Source organism: Huijunlia imazamoxiresistens (assembly GCF_037132455.1).
Taxonomy (GTDB): domain Bacteria; phylum Bacteroidota; class Bacteroidia; order Chitinophagales; family Chitinophagaceae; genus Flavisolibacter; species Flavisolibacter imazamoxiresistens.
Genome location: NZ_JBBBEI010000004.1, coordinates 145,846 through 162,624, shown reverse-complemented (window position 1 = coordinate 162,624; position 16,779 = coordinate 145,846). Strand labels below are relative to the sequence as shown.

Sequence of the window (16,779 nt, the reverse complement as noted above, 5' to 3'; positions counted from 1 at the left end):
ATTTGCCCAATTGCCTTGTATAGCAATTTTTTATATAAATAACTTATTACTCTTATTCCAAGCTTATGACAGAGGGCTACAAAACCGTTTCCGCTTCCGAAACGACGCTGACCGAACTGATGATCCCTTCGTACTCCAATTTCGGGGGAAAGATCCATGGCGGGGTGATCCTGTCGCTGATGGACAAGGTGGCGTATGTGTGTGCCGCCAAGCATGCCGACGCCTATTGCGTGACCGCTTCGATCGATACGGTGGATTTCCTGGCCCCGGTGGAAGTGGGCGAGATCGTTTCACTGCTGGCCTCGGTAAATTACGTGGGCAATTCTTCGATCGTGATCGGCATCAAGGTCATTACCGAGAATGTGAAGACCCACCTGGCCAAACATACCAACACCAGCTATTTTACCATGGTGGCCATGGAAGGCAACAAGCCGGTGCAGGTACCCGGCCTCATCCTGCAAAACCGCACCGAGGTGCGCCGCTTCTACGAAGCCCTGCGCCGCAAGGAACTCAAGAAAAATTATAAGAAGGAAGAAGCCGAGCTGAAGGTGACCGGCGCCAACGGCGAGATCTTCGACATCCTGAAAGGCGAACGCTGCCTCATCACCGAGGATGTGGCCCGCCAGGACATCCTGTCCCGCTAAGCTTCGCCTGTGCCCCAAAAAAAAAAGACGCTGCCACCGCAGCGTCTTTTTTTTTGACCTATTTTATCAGCCGGGCCCGGCTGGCCAGCAGGCTGGTGCCGAATCCCAGCAGGGCGATCACCGCAAAGGAGTAGCGCAGGCTGGCCAGCTCGGCGATGTAGCCGATCAGGGGCGGCCCGATAAGGAAGCCCAGGAAACTGATGCTGGAGATCGTAGCCAGTGCCAGGCCGGGTGCAATGAAGGTAGCCTTGCCGGCAGCGCTGTAGACCGTGGGGATCACGGTAGACACCCCAAAGCCCACCATCAGGAAGCCTACGGTCACCGGTACCAGCGAAGGCAGGGCCACCGACAGGCCAAGGCCGGCGGCGATCAGCACCCCGCTGGCCCGGACCAGCTGCTTCTGGCCGAAGCGGCGCACCAGGCGGTCGCCCAGGAAGCGGCCGGTAGCCATGGTGCACATAAAGGCCGTATAGCCCAGGGTCACCAGCGCTGCCGGCGCCTGCACCACTTTTTGAAAATACACGCCGCTCCAGTCGAACATGGCGCCTTCGGTGGCCATGCAGCAAAAACCGATTACGCCCAGTTGCAGCAGCCGTTTGTCGGGCAACGAAAACAGGGGGCGCCGGGCGCCTTTTCCTGCCGCTTCGGTGCCGGGGATGAGGTGGCGGTGGGCAAAAAAGACCAGGAGGCCGACCAGGCCGACGATGATCCCGAAGTGGGCCACGGGCGTCAGGTGCTGCGCCACCAGCAGGGTACCCAGGAAGGCACCGGTAAAGCCCGCCAGGCTCCAACTGCCGTGAAAGGACCCCATAACGGGGCGCTTCAGCTGGGTTTCGGCCAGCACGCCCTGCGTGTTCACGGAAATATTGGCCAGGTTGCCGCAGATGCCGAACAGGTAGAGGGCCAGTACCAGTTGCCACACCTGGGAGGCCATGCCGATGTTGATCAGCGCCGCCGAATACAGCAGGATCGCCAGCAGCACCATCTTCTTGCTGCCGAAGCGGGTGACCAGGCGGCCGGAGACCGGCATGGCGGTCAGCTGCCCGGCCGGCAGGGCCATGAGGATGCTGCCCAAGCCCCCCTCGCTCAGCTGGAGCATGCTTTTGATATCGGGGATACGGCTGGCCCAGGAAGCGAAGCACAGGCCCTGGGCAAAAAAGAACGCCATCACGGCCAGCTGCAGCTTCCTGTTCCGGACGGATGGCCCGGCCGGCACGGCCATAGCGCCTGCCTGCAGGCGCACTACCTGCTCCTGCCCGTCCTTTACGGATACTTGGTTCATGTATAAGGAATTGGTTATGTGAATAAAAGACGGCCCGTAGCCGGGCCGCAATAGTTGCAGCAAAATTAGAATGCAAGGTTCGCCCCTTCCAAGAATACGCCCGGGAATTCACGCAAACCTTTGCGCTGGCGCAGGAAAGCAAACCCGTAAATTATTTGCGCAGCGACGACTCCCGGATCACGAGTTGGGGTTGCAACAGGGTGATTTCATGGCTGACCGGTGCTTCGTCATTGATCTGCTGCAGGCAGTACTGGGCAGCCAGGCGGCCCATTTCCACGATGGGGCTGTGCACGCTGGTCAGGGAAGGATGGGAATAAGAGGCGTATACTTCATCATCAAAGCCTACCACCGCCAGGTCTTCCGGCACCCCTCTGCCCCGTTGACGGGCCACGAACAGGCAGCCCAGGGCGATCTCGTCATTGGCGGCAAAGATGCCGTCGAGGGGCGGCGCCGCATCGAAAAACTGTTCGATCCGCCCGATGCCTTCGCGCAGCTTAAAGCCCGTTTCCCGCACCAGCGCCGGGTCGAAGGGCAGGCCGTAGGCGGCCAGGGCCCGCCGGTAGCCCTTCAGGCGGTTCTGTGCGTTCAGCACATTGGCGGGACCGGCCAGGTGGGCGATGCGGCGGCATCCGCCCCGCACCAGGTGCTGCACCGCCTGGAAGGCGCCGTTCTCGTCGTCCACCATCACCCGGCTGCAGTTCAGCCCGGCCAGGCCGCGGTCGAGGTTGACAAAGGGGATCCGGTTCTTGAAAGCCGGCTCCAGGTGGTGGGGTGTGGCCGTTTCCTTGGAGGGCGAATATACCAGGCCGTCCACCCGGGCGGACAGGAGGAATTTGAGGTTCTGCTTTTCCTTGTCGAGGCGCTCGCCCGACTGCAGGATGATCATGTCGAGCCCGGAGGGGTCAAACACTTCCTTGAGGCCTTTGATGAGTTCGGAAGAAAAATAGGAAGTAACCTCGGGCAGCAGGATGCCCACCGTATTGGTTTTATGGTGCAGCAGCTTCAGGGCGTTGGCGTTTTTCTGAAAGCCCACCTTGCGGGCGTATTCCAGCACCCGCTTCTTGGTGGCGGCGCTGATGGAATAATGGTCGTTCAACGCCCGGGAAATGGTAGAGGGCGACAGCTGCAGCGCCTTTGCCAGGTCGGTGGTAGAGATAAATTTTGCCATGTGCACGGTTGTTGGAAACAGGAGCGGCGGCCCCCTTCAAAGCCCGGCCGCAACGCCTCTTTTTTTCTAAAGAATTTTACCTTCTCATGCAGCATACCCTATTCCATAATTGTCAAATAATTAATAGAGCACGTTCTTCTTTTTAGCCACAATTTAGCCCAATAGCTGATCAACAACTTTTCCGGATAACTCTTATACAGCCGCTACCATAGCTGCTACGGACCATACATTCCAAAGGAGAACAACCATACCAATTTGCTGCCTGGATACGGAGGACCCGAGCTCCTGGACTGGAGGGTCCGGGGAGCCTGTTGCCAGGCCCCATGCTTCGCGCTTCACAGCCATTCGATAACATTTAAAATTAAGAGTTATGAAACAAGAACAAACTTCCTTTTTCAGCAACCTTTTCGGTGCCAAAAGGGCTTATAACCCGGAAACAGAAAAATCAGCCCCGGTGGTGATCTCTTCCTACTCACAACCACATGTGCTGCGGCAAAAGATGAACGAAGAAAAACTGACCCACGGCGAAACCGTAACCGCCAACTTATCGCCGGTGCGCCTGGAAAACGAACAAGGCAAGATGGTGATGTATTTCTGCCCGATGAAATCCATCGAGGTACTGGAAACACTGGAAGGCGGCGATGGCGGCAACATTCCTGCCCAGGCTATCGTGGAGGGTCTGACCTTTCCTGAAAATTTCAAACCCGGCTTATACACCCTGAGAAACGTGGTGCTTTCGTCCAACGGCTCCATCCAGGTAAAAGCCACGGAAAAAACCGTTTGGGAAAGTTCATCACTGGAGGTATTCTGACAAAATGCCTTCGCGTAGTTTAGCATTCACCTGTCGGATCGATTCGCAAGAATAGGGGCTTCGGTTATACAGCAACGGTACGGGCCCCTATTTTTATTTCTTTGGGGCAAAGAGGTTATAGCCGATATGCAGGCCGGTAAAATGAAAGGCCTTGTTGCGCCAGATGCCGGCAGCAGCGCCCTCGGCTTCGTGGGCGCTTTGGTACCGCACGCCTACATCGAGGCGCCCGTGGTCGTAGCCTCCACCCACGGCCCAGAAAAAGGCGCCCACCGACGGCCGGGCAAAATCGCCGCCCAGGTCGACCTTCCCGCCCAGCTCGCCGTAACCGGCCTGGGGCTCCACGTACACCCGCCCCACATTTTTCTTATACCCCACCAGCACCGGCACCAGCCGGGTCACCGTTTGCACATGCCCCTCCCGCGAGGAGAACCGCGACAGCCCGGTCATCAGCGTCAGCTGTGCCGCCCGGCCGGCTCCATACGCGCCTTTTACCTGCACCCCCCAGCCGATCTTGTCCTGCCGCCCCGGCAGGCCCGTTTCCGCCAGCAGCTTCAACTGGTTGTTTCCCTTCTGGGCATACAGCGCCGGAACGGCCAGCAGCATACCCATGCAAAAAGACAGCAGCTTTTTCATAAACGAAATTTAACCAAATGTAGGCAGAACGGTAAAAAAACAAGGATGCCGGGACCAGTCCCGGCATCCTATACGATCATGAACATATTTTCTAATCACTGCAGGAATGGGTTGCCCCTGTTCCCCCAGGCACTAAGCTCTTTGCTCGGCTTCCAGTTGCTCTTCCACTTCAGCAGACTTCACGGTCTTGATAATCCGTGCAGCTACTTTGTACGGATCGGCGGCGCTGTTGGGACGACGGTCTTCCAGCCAGCCTTTCCAGCCTCTTTCCACGGTTCCGATGGGAATACGGATCGAAGCGCCACGGTCAGATACACCGTATTTGAAGTCGGTGATGGCGGCAGTCTCGTGCTTGCCGGTCAGACGCAGGTGGTTGTCGGGGCCGTAAACTTCGATGTGCTCGGTCACCACGGGGCGGAAAGCTTCACAGATCTTTTCGTACGTTTCTTTGCTGCCGCAGGTTCTCAGGACAGTGTTGGAGAAGTTGGCGTGCATGCCGCTGCCGTTCCAATCCAGGGTGCCCAGGGGCTTGCAATGCCAGTTCACGGTTACTCCGTATTTTTCACCGATTCTTTCCAGCAGGTAGCGGGCAATCCAGATCTGGTCGCCGGCTTCTTTGGCGCCTTTGGAGAAGATCTGGAATTCCCACTGGCCGGCAGCTACTTCGGCGTTGATGCCTTCCACGTTCAGACCAGCTTCCAGGCATACGTCCAGGTGCTCTTCCACCATGTCGCGGCCAAAGGCGTTCTGGGCGCCTACGGAGCAGTAGTAAGGACCCTGGGGACGGGGGTAGCCGCCTTCGGGGAAGCCCAGGGGCTTGTCGGTAGCGGGGTTCCACAGGAAATATTCTTGTTCAAAGCCAAACCAGAAGTCATTATCATCATCTTCGATCATTGCACGGCCGTTGGTTTCGTGGGGGGTGCCGTTGGGGTTCAGCACTTCGCACATTACCAGGTAACCATTCTTACGCTGCGGGTCTTTCACAATGTACACGGGCTTCAGCAGGCAGTCAGAAGAACCGCCCAGGGCTTGCTCGGTAGAAGAACCGTCGAAGCACCACATGGCGCAGTCTTCCAGCTTGCCGGAGAAGTTTCTTTCAATTTTGGTTTTGCTGCGCAGGCTTTGCATAGGCTGATAGCCATCCAGCCAGATGTACTCTAATTTGGCGATTGACATATTAATATTGACTTTTATTTTTAGTAAAAAATATGGGCAGCAATCCGGAAAGGAGGGAACGCACTTCAAACATTAAAACCAGCGCTCATGTAATAACCCTCACTTTAGCAAAAATGAAAAGGTATTGACTCTGTCCGTTATTCCCCAAACCGGGGAGGAAGGACAATACCTTTTCGGTATCGTTACGATTTCAATGGGGCAAAATTGGGGCATTTTCCAATAAAAGAAAAATTTTTATTTTTTTAATATTGAAAGAAGAAAAAATGGCCACGCTTTTTTACCAGAGAAGGTTATTTGAGGAAAGTCTATGAAGGGCTTTTCTAAAAAATATACAGGAAAGAAGAACAGGAATATTCATTAAATAAAATAAGCATACAATTAGAAAAAGCCGCAATAAAGGATCAGAAAGCCGAATAGATTTCTCCACCCTTGGACTTCTTTCAAAACAGCTATTCCAAAGCTGGTGACAACCTGTAGAGCTGTCATTATAAACGCAGTGAGGAATCTCCTCGGGACACGAAAAGCCTATTGCAGGTAAAGTAAACCCTCCTTCAAATAGAAGCGTTCCTTTGTTATCGAGGAGATGCCTCACTTCGTTCGGCATGACAGTTTCACAGGTGGCCGCCAGAATTATTACTGTTGCAAAAGCTACTTCATCTTCCGCCAGATCTTTTCTTTGGGTTCCAGTTGTACGTATTTGGGCGCCACGGTGGAAAACCGCAGGCTTTCCTTGGCGCCCAGCACCAAAAAGCCCAGCTTCTCCAGGCTGTCGTCGAACAGGGTCAGCACCCGGTCCTGCAGCTCCTTGTTGAAGTAGATCAGCACGTTGCGGCACAGGATCAGCTGGAACTCGTTGAACGAACGGTCGGACACCAGGTTGTGCGTGGACACCACCATCCGCCGCCGCAGGCCTTCATCGAACTTCGCCCACTGGTACTTGGTGGTGTAATAGGAAGAAAACTCGCCCTTGCCGCCCGACAAAATGTAGTTCTCGGAATACTGCTTCATCTGGCTTAATGGGAACACGCCGTTGCGGATGCTCTCCAGCACCGACGGATTGAGGTCCGTGGCGTAGAGCAGCGACTTGTGCAGCAGGTTCGCCTCCTGCAGCAGGATGGCCATGGAGTACACCTCCTCCCCCGAGGAGCAGCCCGCATGCCATACCCGGATGAAGGGATGGGTGGCCAGCACCGGCAAGATCTTTTCCCTCAGGGTTTTGAACACCTGCGGATCGCGGAACATTTCCGTGACGTTGACCGTCAGCTCCTGCACCACGTGGGGCAGGTAGGCCGGATCGTTCTTCAACCGGGAAAACAGCTCGGCAAAGCCGGGCAGCCGGTCGATGATCAGCAGGCGGTTCACCCTTCTTTTCAGGGAGGCCCGGGCGTAGTTGGAAAAATCGTACCCATACGCCTGGTGCAGCTCGGCCAGCAACAGCTCCAGCTCCTCGTCCTTTACCATGTGTTCGACACTATGCATATCCTTCAACTCCTGTTTCTTTATTTGCTGGCGGCAGGCCGCCTGTTAACTGTACAACCATACCCTTAGCAGCGAGATCAGCTGGTCCACGTCCACCGGCTTGGTGATGTAATCCGACGCGCCGGCATTGATGCATTTCTCGCGGTCGCCGGTCATGGCCTTGGCCGTTACGGCAATGATGGGCAGGTCGCGGTAGCCCGGGTTCTCGCGGATGCGCCGGGTAGCCTCGTAGCCGTCCAGCTCGGGCATCATCATGTCCATCAGCACCAGGTTCACCTGCGGGTTCTCCTCCAGCAGCTTCAGCGCATGCTGCCCGTCGATGGCGGAAACCACCTCCACGCCATAAGGCTCCAGCGACTTGGTCAGCGAAAAGATGTTCCGCACGTCGTCGTCGGCCACCAGCACGGTCTTGCCCTGCAGCACTTCGCCCAGGTCGCCCAGCTTTTTGTAGCGGGTGGTTTTGGCGCCCGTCTGGTGCTCCTCCACCAGGTGCAGGAAAAGCGACACCTCGTCGAGGATGCGCTGGTAGGAATGGGCGGTCTTCACCACGATGGAATCGGCGTATTGCTTGATGCGCAGCTCCTCGGCCGGCGAAAGGTTCTTGCCGGTAAAAATGATCACGGGCAGGTGCTCGTAACCCGGCGTCCGCTTCACTTCCTCCAGCACCTCGTACGACAGGTGGGCGGGAATGCCCATGTCGAGGATGACGCAATCCACGCCGCTGCGGTCCAGGGACCGGATGCCCTCGCCCACGGATTTCTCGATTTCGGCGCTTACCTGGTGGTTTTCCAGGAAATACGCCAGCGCCTGCGCATGCTGCAGGTTCTCCTCTACGATCAGCACCTTCTTGGGATGACGGCTCAGGACCTCCTCGATCTTACGGAACATTTCGTCCATCTGCCCGGGAGAGGCCGGCTTGTTCAGAAAATCCACCGCTCCCTTCGACAGGCATTTCGTTTTCATCTCGTGCACCGACATCATATGCACCGGTATCGGCCGGGTGGCCTTGTCGCTTTTGAGGGCTTCCATCACCTCCCAGCCGCTTTTGACGGGCAGCTGCAGGTCCAGCAGGATGCCTGCAGGCAAAAACCGGCGGGCCAGCTCGATGCCTTCATCGCCCCGAACAGCTACCAGGCCCTTATAGCCCTTGCCGCGGGTATATTCGAGCAGCGCCTGGGCAAAGGCCGTATCGTCCTCGATGACCAGGATCACCCGGTCGCCGTTGGTAATATTGTCGCGGTCATCGGGCACGGGGGCCGGGATCTGCCCGGCGAGGAATTGCCCGTCGGCAGCAGGCACTGCCAGCGGCACCTCGGGCAGGGGTGCGGCGGCCTTGGGCGCCTGCAGCGGCAGCACCAGGGTAAATTCGCTGCCCCTGCCTTCCTCGCTGGCCAGGTAGATCTCGCCACCCAGCAGGCGGGCCAGCTGCCGGCTGATGGACAGGCCCAGGCCGGTGCCGCCGTACTGGCGGCGGGTGGAGCCGTCGGCCTGCTGGAAGGCCTCGAAAATGCTTTGCTGCTTTTCCCTGGGGATGCCGATGCCCGTATCCTTCACGGTAAAGGCGATGCCCTGTTCCCGGGCCGCAATGTGCAGGACCACGGAACCCTGGCGGGTGAATTTGAGGGCGTTGGAAATCAGGTTGCGCAGGATCTGTTCCACCTTCATCCGGTCGGTCTGGAGCAGGCCCGGCGCCCCGGCGGCCTTTTCCACGGAAAAGACCACGCCTTTTTCCATGGCCAGTGGCAGGAAGAGCCCGCGCAGGTCGGCGGCCAGGGTGTCGACCGGCACCTCGCCGGCTTCCACCTCCATCTTGCCCGCTTCGATCCGCGACAGGTCGAGGATCTCGTCGATCAGCAGCAGCAGGCCCCGGCCGGACTTCTGGATCACCTGGGCATACTCCACCTGGCCTTCCGAGAGGTTGCCTTCATGGTTTTCGGACAGCAGCCGCGACAACAGCAGTACGGAATTCAGCGGCGTGCGCAGCTCGTGCGACATATTGGCCAAAAATTCCGACTTGTACTTGCTGCTCAGCCGCAGTTCTTCGGACTGCCGCTGGATCTCGAGGTTGCGCTCCAGCACCAGCCCCGTTTTTTCCTCCAGCATCCGGCTGCGCTCCACCAGCTCCTGGTTGGCCTGCAGCAGCTCTTCCTGCTGCACCTTTAATTCCTCTTCCGAGGCCTGCAGCTTTTCGGCCTGGGCCTCCAGCTCCGCGTTACTGTTTTCCAGCTCGCTGTGCTGGGCCTGCAGCTCCTCGGCCTGGGCCTGGGTTTCCTCCAGCAGCTCCTGCACGCGCCGGCGGTCCTGGGCGGTATTGAGGGCAATGCCCGTATTGAACGAAACGGTTTTCAGAAACGTCCGGACCGTGGCCGAATAGCCGTTGAGGCTGGCCAGCTCGATGACCCCTTTCACGGCCCGGTTGAACAGCACGGGGATAGCGATAATGGAATGGGGACGTACGTCGCCGGCGGCAAAGCTGACCACGAAATCCCTGTCCGACAGGCCGCTCACTTCCATCATCCTGCCCGAGGCGGCGCACTGGCCGGCCAGCCCCTCGCCGATCTGCAGCCGTTGCTTGCGGACGCCGGCGGGCAGCCCGTAGCTGCCCACCAGCTGCAGCTGTTCTTCATCGTTCTGTACGTAAAAGGCGCCCGCCAGGCTGCCCGAATACCCGGTAATGAAATCCAAAATATTCTGGGCCAGGGTGGGCACGTCCTTGTCGCCGATCATTTCGTCGTTGAGGGTGGCGGCGCCGGTCTGCAGCCATTCTTTTTCCGACAGGGAAGCAAAGGAATAGTCCAGCGATTCGGCCATTTTATTCAGCGAGCCGGCCATGGTGCCCAGCAGGTCGTTGTGCTCCACGTTCACCCGGGTCTTGTAGTCGCCGGAGGAGATCTTTTCGGCTATTCCCTGGATTACGTCGATGCGGCGCGATACCTCCCGGTCTTTCAGCTCCAGCTGTTTTTGAAGGGCCAGGCGGGCTTTAAAGTCACGGTTCACCCGCAGGAAGGACACGACGGTCACCAGCACCGACAGCAGGGCCGCCACGATAATAAAGGCAGGGGTGGCGGCTGCAAACCGGTTCATGCTTTCGGTACGGGCGGTCAGCAGGGCTTGCTCGCGTTGCTGCATCTGCTTTACCAGGGAGGCCAGCCGCTGCATCGTGCTGCGGCCCTTTTCCAGGTCTTCCGTGCTCAGCTTGCCGGTGCGCAGCTTGTGGTCGATAACGCTTTGGAGGATGACAAAGCGCTCGTCCACCAGGCCTTTCATGGTTTCGATATCCCGTTGCTGGCGCAGGTTGTCGGTGGTCAGCGCCACCAGGTCGCGTTGGGTTTCGCGGGCCCGGTTGTAGGCGCCCCGGTAAGGGGCGAGGAATTTTTCATCGCCGGTGAGCAGGTAGCCCCGCTGGCCGGTTTCGCCCTCCCGCACCGATGCCAGCACGGCATCGAGCTGTTTAATGACTTCGTTGGTATGGTTGACCATGGTGGCATGATACAGCAGGTTGCGGATGCTGATATAAGAGGCCACCGCGCTGATGACCAGTAAAAAAAGAGACAGGCCGTAACCTGCCAGCAGGTTGCGTTTAAATACGTTCATGTACGGTTATTTAAAGGGTACAGGGCAAATGAAATTTCGGATTTGGGATGTCGGATGTCGGATCCCCTTGATCGTTGTAGGAGTCTTTCTTCTTTGAAGGGTTCCTCTCGCCTGAGGCGAGACGAAATCCGAAATCCGAAATCTATTGAATGGCTGGTTGGCAGACGGGGGTTTGGCGCAGCGGCAGCCGGATGACAAAGGTGGCGCCCTCGCCTTCCTTGCTGCTGGCGGTTACCGAGCCGTTGTGCTTTTCCACGATCTTCTTCACGATGGCCAGGCCGATGCCCGTGCCTTCGTATTCCGAGCCGCGGTGGAGCCGCTGGAAGATGGTAAAGATTTTTTTCAGGTAGAGCTCATTGAAGCCGATGCCGTGGTCGCGGATGCACACCTGGACAAAGCTTTCGCCCGGCTCCTCGCCCGGCATGTGCTCTTCCACCCGTTCGCTCCAGATGCGAATAACGGGGGCGGCATCCTTTTTGGCGAACTTCAGGGCATTGCTGATCAGGTTTTGGAACACCTGGCGGATCTGCCCGGGCACGATTTCGGCGGCCGGCAGCGGCTCGATCAGCAGGGTGGCGTTTTTTTCCCGCACCGACAGCTCCAGGTCGGCCAGGGTTTCGTTCAGCACCTCGTCGAGGGGCGTATGGCGGAAGGAGGATTGGATGGACAGCTTCGAATAGTTCAGCAGGTCGTTGATCAGGCTGCGCATCCGTTCGGAGGAGGCGATGATCTTGGTCATGTAGGCCTCTGCTTCGGGGGCCTGGTCCAGGTACCGGTCGCGTACCAGGTTGCAGAAGGTGATGATCTTGCGCAGCGGCTCCTGCAGGTCGTGGGTGGCCAGGGAGGCAAACTGCTGCAGTTCGGCGTTGCGGATCTCCAGCTCGCGGTTGGTTTGCACCAGGTCGCGGGTGCGCTCCTCCACCTTTTCCTCCAGCTGCAGGTTGGCGTTCTCCACGGCCCTTTGGGCGGCTTTGCGGTTTTCGACTTCTTCCTTCAGCGCCTCCTGGGCCTTTTTGAGCGCCCGGGTCTGCTCGGACAGGCGGTAAAAGGTCTTTACCTTCAGCAGCAGCAGGTCGGCGTCGAAGGGTTTGGTCACGTAGTCCACGCCGCCGGACTCATAGCCTTTGGAAATAAAGCGCTTGTCGATGTTCACCGCCGACAGGAAGATGATGGGGATGTGGCGGGTTTTGCTGTAGCCCATAATGGTCTCGGCCACCTCGTAACCATCCATGCCCGGCATCTGCACATCGAGGATGATGAGGGCATAGTCGTAGATCAGGATCTTTTTCAGGGCCTCTTCGCCGGACGATGCGGTATCCACCGTATAGGCGTGCAAACGGAGCAGGGTTTTTAAAGAAAACAGGTTTTCTTCCTTGTCGTCAACAATCAGAATCATATGGTTAAGGGTATGCTGATTCTCCTTGGACGGTACGGTATCCCGGGATCAATAGGGTTTCAAGGTAAAAATTATCTGGTCTGCTTTCCGGTCAGCAGGCGATAAAGGTATCGGCCGTCTTACTCAGGGAGCGCAGCGTACCGGGCAGGTCGCCGGGCAGGGTCCCGCTGAAGGAGGCGAGTATGTCGCGCAGCCCCTTCATGCTGGAAGGCTTGGTAATAAAGCACAGGGCGCCGGTCAGCAGCGCTTCCTCGATGTCCTTGGCCTGCGAGGAAGTGGTGTACATGATCACGGGGATTTCCTGTAACCGGGATTCGCTTTTCAGTTGCTTTAAACATTCCATTCCGTTGAGCCGCGGCATGTTCAGGTCCAGGAACACCAGGTCGGGCAACACTTCGGCCGCCCGCAGCAGCTCCAGGGCCTCCTCCCCGTCCTTGGCCCATTGCAAACAGGCTGCAGGCGCCACTTCCAGGAGCACTTCTTCAAATATCGACGCATCGTCGGCATCGTCGTCCACCAGGTAAAACAGTACTGATCGTTTCATAGTTAAGGCGACAAAAGTAATTAATGACAAACTGGATACGGAAATAAATATTTCTAATGTTTTTACTTACTGGGCAAGCTGCGGGCAATTTTAATCAGATTTTAATGTGACGCCCCCGGCCAGGACCGTACCCTGGAAGCCTTTTGGGGGCGGCCGGGTCGCCGGCGCCGACCATCCGTACGCCGATTCGTTGATCTATTACGGTTAGGGATTGCAGGCTGGAGGGGAAATTACGGCAATCCTGCAAAAGAGGGAGCAGAGGGAAAAGCTCAATTTTAAGATGGTCAGGCCGGGAACCTTTTAGAGCAGCCACCATAAGCCGGGTGACAACCCGTAAGACTGTCATGCCGAACGCAGTGAGGCATGACAGTCTTACGGGTTGTCATCAGCTTTAAAAGTGTCCCGTCCGGCTGCTTTATCTGGAAATGCGGAACCAGTCGAAATCGGCATAGCTGCCGGTGCGCACGTCGGGGCGGCTGGTACAGAAAAGTCCCAGCTTGGCCCCTACCCATTTATCGGGTTTGGCCGTAAAGGGCTTTCCCAGCGGGCGGAAGGTCTGGCCGTCCTCGCTGTAACTGAACCGGCAGGTGGCGTCCGGCGCTTTGACCTCCACCCGCAAATAAACGGTGCTGCCGCCAATAGGCTGCGCCGCCAGCACTTCCTCTTCCCCCCCGTTCAGGGCATCGGAGCAGGTTATTTGGGACACGCTAAAACCTTTTTCATTTTTCGAAACGGAGAGGTAGGCATAATCGTTCCCCATGACCAGCAGGCCGGCCTTCTTGCTTTCCCACACGTCCCACTCGATATTCAGTTTCACCTTGGTGGTAGCGGTAAAAGAGGGGGCCGGGAATTTTTGCAACAGCAGGTTGGGTACGGGCCACAGGTTGACCGCCTCTTTGGGCAGCGGGAAGGCGAAGAGCCGCAAAAAGCCTTTCTCCCGCAGCAGGGCGCTCCAGGTTACTTTGGGGTTGGCCTGCCACTGCCACTGCAGCCCCAGGGTATCGGAATTGAATTCGTCGCTTTCCTGGGGCGTAGCCACCGGGTAGGGTCTCCCCACCCGCGGCTTTTGGTGCGTCCGCACCGGCTCGCCTTTGCCGTCGCCGTCCTTGTCCGTTCCCATCACGGGCCAGCCGTCCTTCCAGGTTACGGGCTGCAGGTGCAGCACGCGGCCGTAGGCGCCCAGGTCCTGGAAATGTAAAAACCAGGGCTCGCCCCCGGGCGTTTCCACGTAGGCGCCCTGGTGGGGACCGTTGATGTTGGTGCTTCCCTGGTCCATGACGATCCTGTCCTCATAGGGACCGTAAATGTTTTGGGACCGCAGCACCAGCTGCCAGCCCGTTGCCACGCCGCCGGCGGGCGCCATGATATAGTAGTAGCCGTCGCGTTGATACAGCTTGGGCCCTTCGGTAGTGTGGTGGAAGTCGTGGCCGGAAAAAACGTTCTTTCCCTCGTCGAGCAGCCGCGCGCCGTCGGGGCTCATTTGGTAAACGGTGAGCAGGCTGTTCACTCCCGCCCTGCTGGCCGCCCAGGCATGCACCAAGTAGGCCTTGCCGTCGGCATCCCAGAGCGGGCAGGGATCGATCAGGCCACGGCCCCCTTTTACCAGTACCGGCTCTTCCCATTTGCCCGCCGGGTTTTTAGTCTTCACCCGGTAGATGCCGTGATCAGGGTCGCCCCAGAAAATATAGTACGTGCCCTTATGGTAGCGGAGGGCCGGCGCCCAGACGCCGTAGCCGTGGCGGGGCACGTCAAAAAAATCGGAAGGCACCTGCTTTTGAAGGGCATAGTTGAGGATGCGCCAGTTCACCAGGTCCCTGGAATGCAGGATGGGCAGCCCCGGCATGCAATGGAAGCTGGAGGCCGTCATGAAATAATCGTCGCCCACCCGGATGATATCGGGATCGGAATAATCGGCGTACAGGACGGGGTTGGTGTAGGTACCGTTGCCCTGATCGGCCACCCATGCCTGCGACCGGTTGGGAGCGGCGGGCATTTCGAGGTTCGCGGCAACCGCCTTCCCGTTTATGGAAAACTGGTCGAAGAATACCGTAGTGGGGTTCGGCATGCCGGAGGCTACGGCCAGGCCGGCGCGCAGGCTTTTCCCCAAAAAGGCGGTCACGCTGCCAGCCGGCGTCCAGGTGCGGCCGTCGTAGGAGGTGAAGGCGGAAACGTCCTTACCCTTCCGCTGCAGGCGCAGCCAGAAATAGCCTGTCAGGCGGCCGAAGGTAACGGCGGGTTCGGCCAGCCCCGGGCCGGTGAAGGCCGCGGCGGCCGGTGCCCCGGGCTTCCGGCGCGCCAGCAGGCGCACGTGCCAGTCGGGCGCTTCCACCTGGCCGGTCTTTCCGGGATACAGCAGCAGCGACACGAAGGGGGCGCTGTCACTCCCGCCCTCGCGCAGCATCAGTCCCATCCGCGAAAACTGCGAGCCGGGCTGTGGCACGAAGCGAACGGTCAGGGTGCCATCGCCGACCAGCGGAAGCCCGGTAAAGTGAAAGCCGTCGCGGGTGCTGTCCACGCCCCCGCCGCTGCCGGTAAGGGTCCACTGCCGGCCGTCGAACTGCGTATGGCCGGCGGTTACCGACCCGATATCCTGCTGCTGCCAGTGCTGGGGCAGGCCGGCGCATTGGGTGGCTTCCACAGCGTTGCCGCTTTCGCCGCCGGCGTTGGCCGCCGCAACGGTATAGTAATACACTACGCCCCGCTTCACGCCCTTGTCGGTGAAATGGGAAGCGGACAGGTCGCGGGCCACCGTGGTATACGGACCGCCGCTATGGGTGGCTCTTTTCACGGTATAACGGGCGGCTGTAGCCGAAGCGATCCAGGAGAGTCGAATTTCTTTGGGCGAACCTGTGGCGATCAGCCCGCCGGGAGTAGGGGGGATAGAAATAATTTTTTGATCGTCAACAGGGCGGGTAAAGAACAGGGTGCCGTAGCCGGGGTGGTCGGCGCCGGGGCGGCCGGGGCCTTCGGGCCGGAGCTTTTCCGCTGCCTGCTGCGTATATGGAGCCGACAGCCCCTTCCGTTTTACGTAATGGTTATACACCTGCTCGTACACGGCCCGCAGGGGACCCCGGTCCTGGCGGGCAATAGTTTTATGGTGGTACTTGCCGGTGCGGTCCAGGGTTTCCACGAAAGGCACCTCGCTCCCGAGGTTGAATTTGGCGACGTATTCGAATCCTTTCAGCAGGCGGTTGTCGGCATAGCCATAAAGGTCGAGGCCCTGCTTCCAGGCGATCTCCGAGCACTCGGCCAGCATGCCGATACCCAACTGGGTATGGCCCTGGTCGCGGCCGCTTTCCTGGATCTGCCCGTCTTCGTTGAGGATGTAGTGGGTCAGCCGGCCGTTGCCGTGCCCGTTCACGTAATAGCGGAGGGCCCGCTCAAATATGTCGCGGTCGTTGCAGAACACCCCGATGGCCATCACCGTTTTGATGGCGGCGGCATCCCAGTTGCCGTTGGCAAAGGGCGCAAAGTTTTGGAGCACCGGGTAGATCACTTCCTTAAAATGCTTTTCCGTTTGTTGCACCTCCGCTTCAGGCCAGCCGGCACCGGTATGGCGCAGGAGTTCGGCGGCATTCACCATCTTAAACGGCCCGAGGCCGGCCATCAGCACCGCATCGCGGCCGGTGATGCTTTTGAGGGTGGCGGACCAGGCGTTCACGATCTCCCGTGCTTTGTCGGCATAGCGCCGGTCGCCGGTGATCGCCCACAGCAGCGCATTCTGGTGGGCGGCATTGGCGTCGCTGTCGTAGGTGCCCTGCCCCACCGTGGGGTTGCGGCCGACCATTTCCAGCGGGCCCTGCATCTTGTAGGTGTACTGGGAAGCGGGGTTTTGCAAAAACAGCTCGTAGCCGGCAAAAATGGGTTGCGCTTTGGCCGCCACGGCGGCCTTCATGCGCTCCAGGTCGTCACGGCCGTGCAGGATGCCGGGATGCGTAAAGGCCTGGGCCAGCAGCTCCTGGGAAAGCGCCAGCAAAAGGATGCTGATAAAAAAACGGATCGTTTTCATCTCTGGTTGATAAAAGTCTTTTTAAACGATTCAAGGGGCCAAA

General features: G+C 58.5%; 11 protein-coding genes. 2 read left to right on the top strand and 9 right to left on the bottom strand.

Features of this window, described 5'->3' with window-relative positions:
- Positions 1-65: 65 nt before the first annotated feature.
- A complete protein-coding gene (locus V9K67_RS06485) occupies positions 66-644 on the top strand; it encodes an acyl-CoA thioesterase (RefSeq protein ID WP_336720926.1) in 579 nt (192 codons plus the stop codon).
- 58 nt (positions 645-702) lie between these two features.
- On the opposite strand, the gene V9K67_RS06480 is transcribed toward V9K67_RS06485, so the two are convergent.
- Entirely contained in the window at positions 703-1,926 is a 1,224-nt protein-coding gene (locus V9K67_RS06480) for an MFS transporter (protein WP_336720925.1), read from the bottom strand.
- A gap of 151 nt (positions 1,927-2,077) precedes the next feature.
- Positions 2,078-3,094: a LacI family DNA-binding transcriptional regulator gene (locus V9K67_RS06475; protein ID WP_336720924.1), complete on the bottom strand. Its 1,017-nt coding sequence runs from the start codon at positions 3,092-3,094 to the stop codon at positions 2,078-2,080.
- 370 nt (positions 3,095-3,464) lie between these two features.
- On the opposite strand from V9K67_RS06475, the gene V9K67_RS06470 reads away from it, so the two are divergent.
- The gene (locus V9K67_RS06470; RefSeq protein ID WP_336720923.1) at positions 3,465-3,905 is read left to right on the top strand and encodes a hypothetical protein; all 441 of its coding nucleotides are present in this window, start codon (positions 3,465-3,467) and stop codon (positions 3,903-3,905) included.
- A gap of 93 nt (positions 3,906-3,998) precedes the next feature.
- Here V9K67_RS06470 and V9K67_RS06465 read toward each other — a convergent pair whose 3' ends face one another.
- The 7 genes from V9K67_RS06465 to V9K67_RS06435 all read right to left on the bottom strand — a co-directional run bounded on the left by V9K67_RS06465 (position 3,999) and on the right by V9K67_RS06435 (position 16,736).
- Positions 3,999-4,538 (bottom strand): hypothetical protein, encoded by a 540-nt coding sequence (locus V9K67_RS06465; RefSeq protein ID WP_336720922.1) that lies wholly within the window; start codon positions 4,536-4,538, stop codon positions 3,999-4,001.
- 132 nt (positions 4,539-4,670) lie between these two features.
- Positions 4,671-5,714: a glutamine synthetase beta-grasp domain-containing protein gene (locus tag V9K67_RS06460; protein WP_336720921.1), complete on the bottom strand. Its 1,044-nt coding sequence runs from the start codon at positions 5,712-5,714 to the stop codon at positions 4,671-4,673.
- A gap of 648 nt (positions 5,715-6,362) precedes the next feature.
- Positions 6,363-7,193, bottom strand: a complete 831-nt coding sequence (locus V9K67_RS06455; protein ID WP_336720920.1) for a CheR family methyltransferase — start codon at positions 7,191-7,193, stop codon at positions 6,363-6,365.
- A 45-nt stretch (positions 7,194-7,238) separates the two neighbouring features.
- Positions 7,239-10,787, bottom strand: a complete 3,549-nt coding sequence (locus tag V9K67_RS06450) for a response regulator (protein WP_336720919.1) — start codon at positions 10,785-10,787, stop codon at positions 7,239-7,241.
- 142 nt (positions 10,788-10,929) lie between these two features.
- Complete coding sequence (locus tag V9K67_RS06445) at positions 10,930-12,183, bottom strand: sensor histidine kinase (RefSeq protein WP_336720917.1); 1,254 nt, start codon at positions 12,181-12,183, stop codon at positions 10,930-10,932.
- Between the two features lie 91 nt (positions 12,184-12,274).
- Entirely contained in the window at positions 12,275-12,727 is a 453-nt protein-coding gene (locus V9K67_RS06440) for a response regulator (protein ID WP_336720915.1), read from the bottom strand.
- Positions 12,728-13,142: 415 nt separating this feature from the next.
- Entirely contained in the window at positions 13,143-16,736 is a 3,594-nt protein-coding gene (locus tag V9K67_RS06435; protein ID WP_336720913.1) for a family 43 glycosylhydrolase, read from the bottom strand.
- Between the last annotated feature and the right edge of the window lie 43 nt (positions 16,737-16,779).

Excerpts from the sequence above, each read along its gene's own strand:
- V9K67_RS06485 (WP_336720926.1), top strand. The coding sequence starts at position 66 with ATGACAGAGGGCTACAAAACCGTTTCCGCTTCCGAAACGACGCTGACC.
- V9K67_RS06480 (WP_336720925.1), bottom strand. The coding sequence starts at position 1,926 with ATGAACCAAGTATCCGTAAAGGACGGGCAGGAGCAGGTAGTGCGCCTG.
- V9K67_RS06475 (WP_336720924.1), bottom strand. The coding sequence starts at position 3,094 with ATGGCAAAATTTATCTCTACCACCGACCTGGCAAAGGCGCTGCAGCTG.
- V9K67_RS06470 (WP_336720923.1), top strand. The coding sequence starts at position 3,465 with ATGAAACAAGAACAAACTTCCTTTTTCAGCAACCTTTTCGGTGCCAAA.
- V9K67_RS06465 (WP_336720922.1), bottom strand. The coding sequence starts at position 4,538 with ATGAAAAAGCTGCTGTCTTTTTGCATGGGTATGCTGCTGGCCGTTCCG.
- V9K67_RS06460 (WP_336720921.1), bottom strand. The coding sequence starts at position 5,714 with ATGTCAATCGCCAAATTAGAGTACATCTGGCTGGATGGCTATCAGCCT.
- V9K67_RS06455 (WP_336720920.1), bottom strand. The coding sequence starts at position 7,193 with ATGCATAGTGTCGAACACATGGTAAAGGACGAGGAGCTGGAGCTGTTG.
- V9K67_RS06450 (WP_336720919.1), bottom strand. The coding sequence starts at position 10,787 with ATGAACGTATTTAAACGCAACCTGCTGGCAGGTTACGGCCTGTCTCTT.
- V9K67_RS06445 (WP_336720917.1), bottom strand. The coding sequence starts at position 12,183 with ATGATTCTGATTGTTGACGACAAGGAAGAAAACCTGTTTTCTTTAAAA.
- V9K67_RS06440 (WP_336720915.1), bottom strand. The coding sequence starts at position 12,727 with ATGAAACGATCAGTACTGTTTTACCTGGTGGACGACGATGCCGACGAT.
- V9K67_RS06435 (WP_336720913.1), bottom strand. The coding sequence starts at position 16,736 with ATGAAAACGATCCGTTTTTTTATCAGCATCCTTTTGCTGGCGCTTTCC.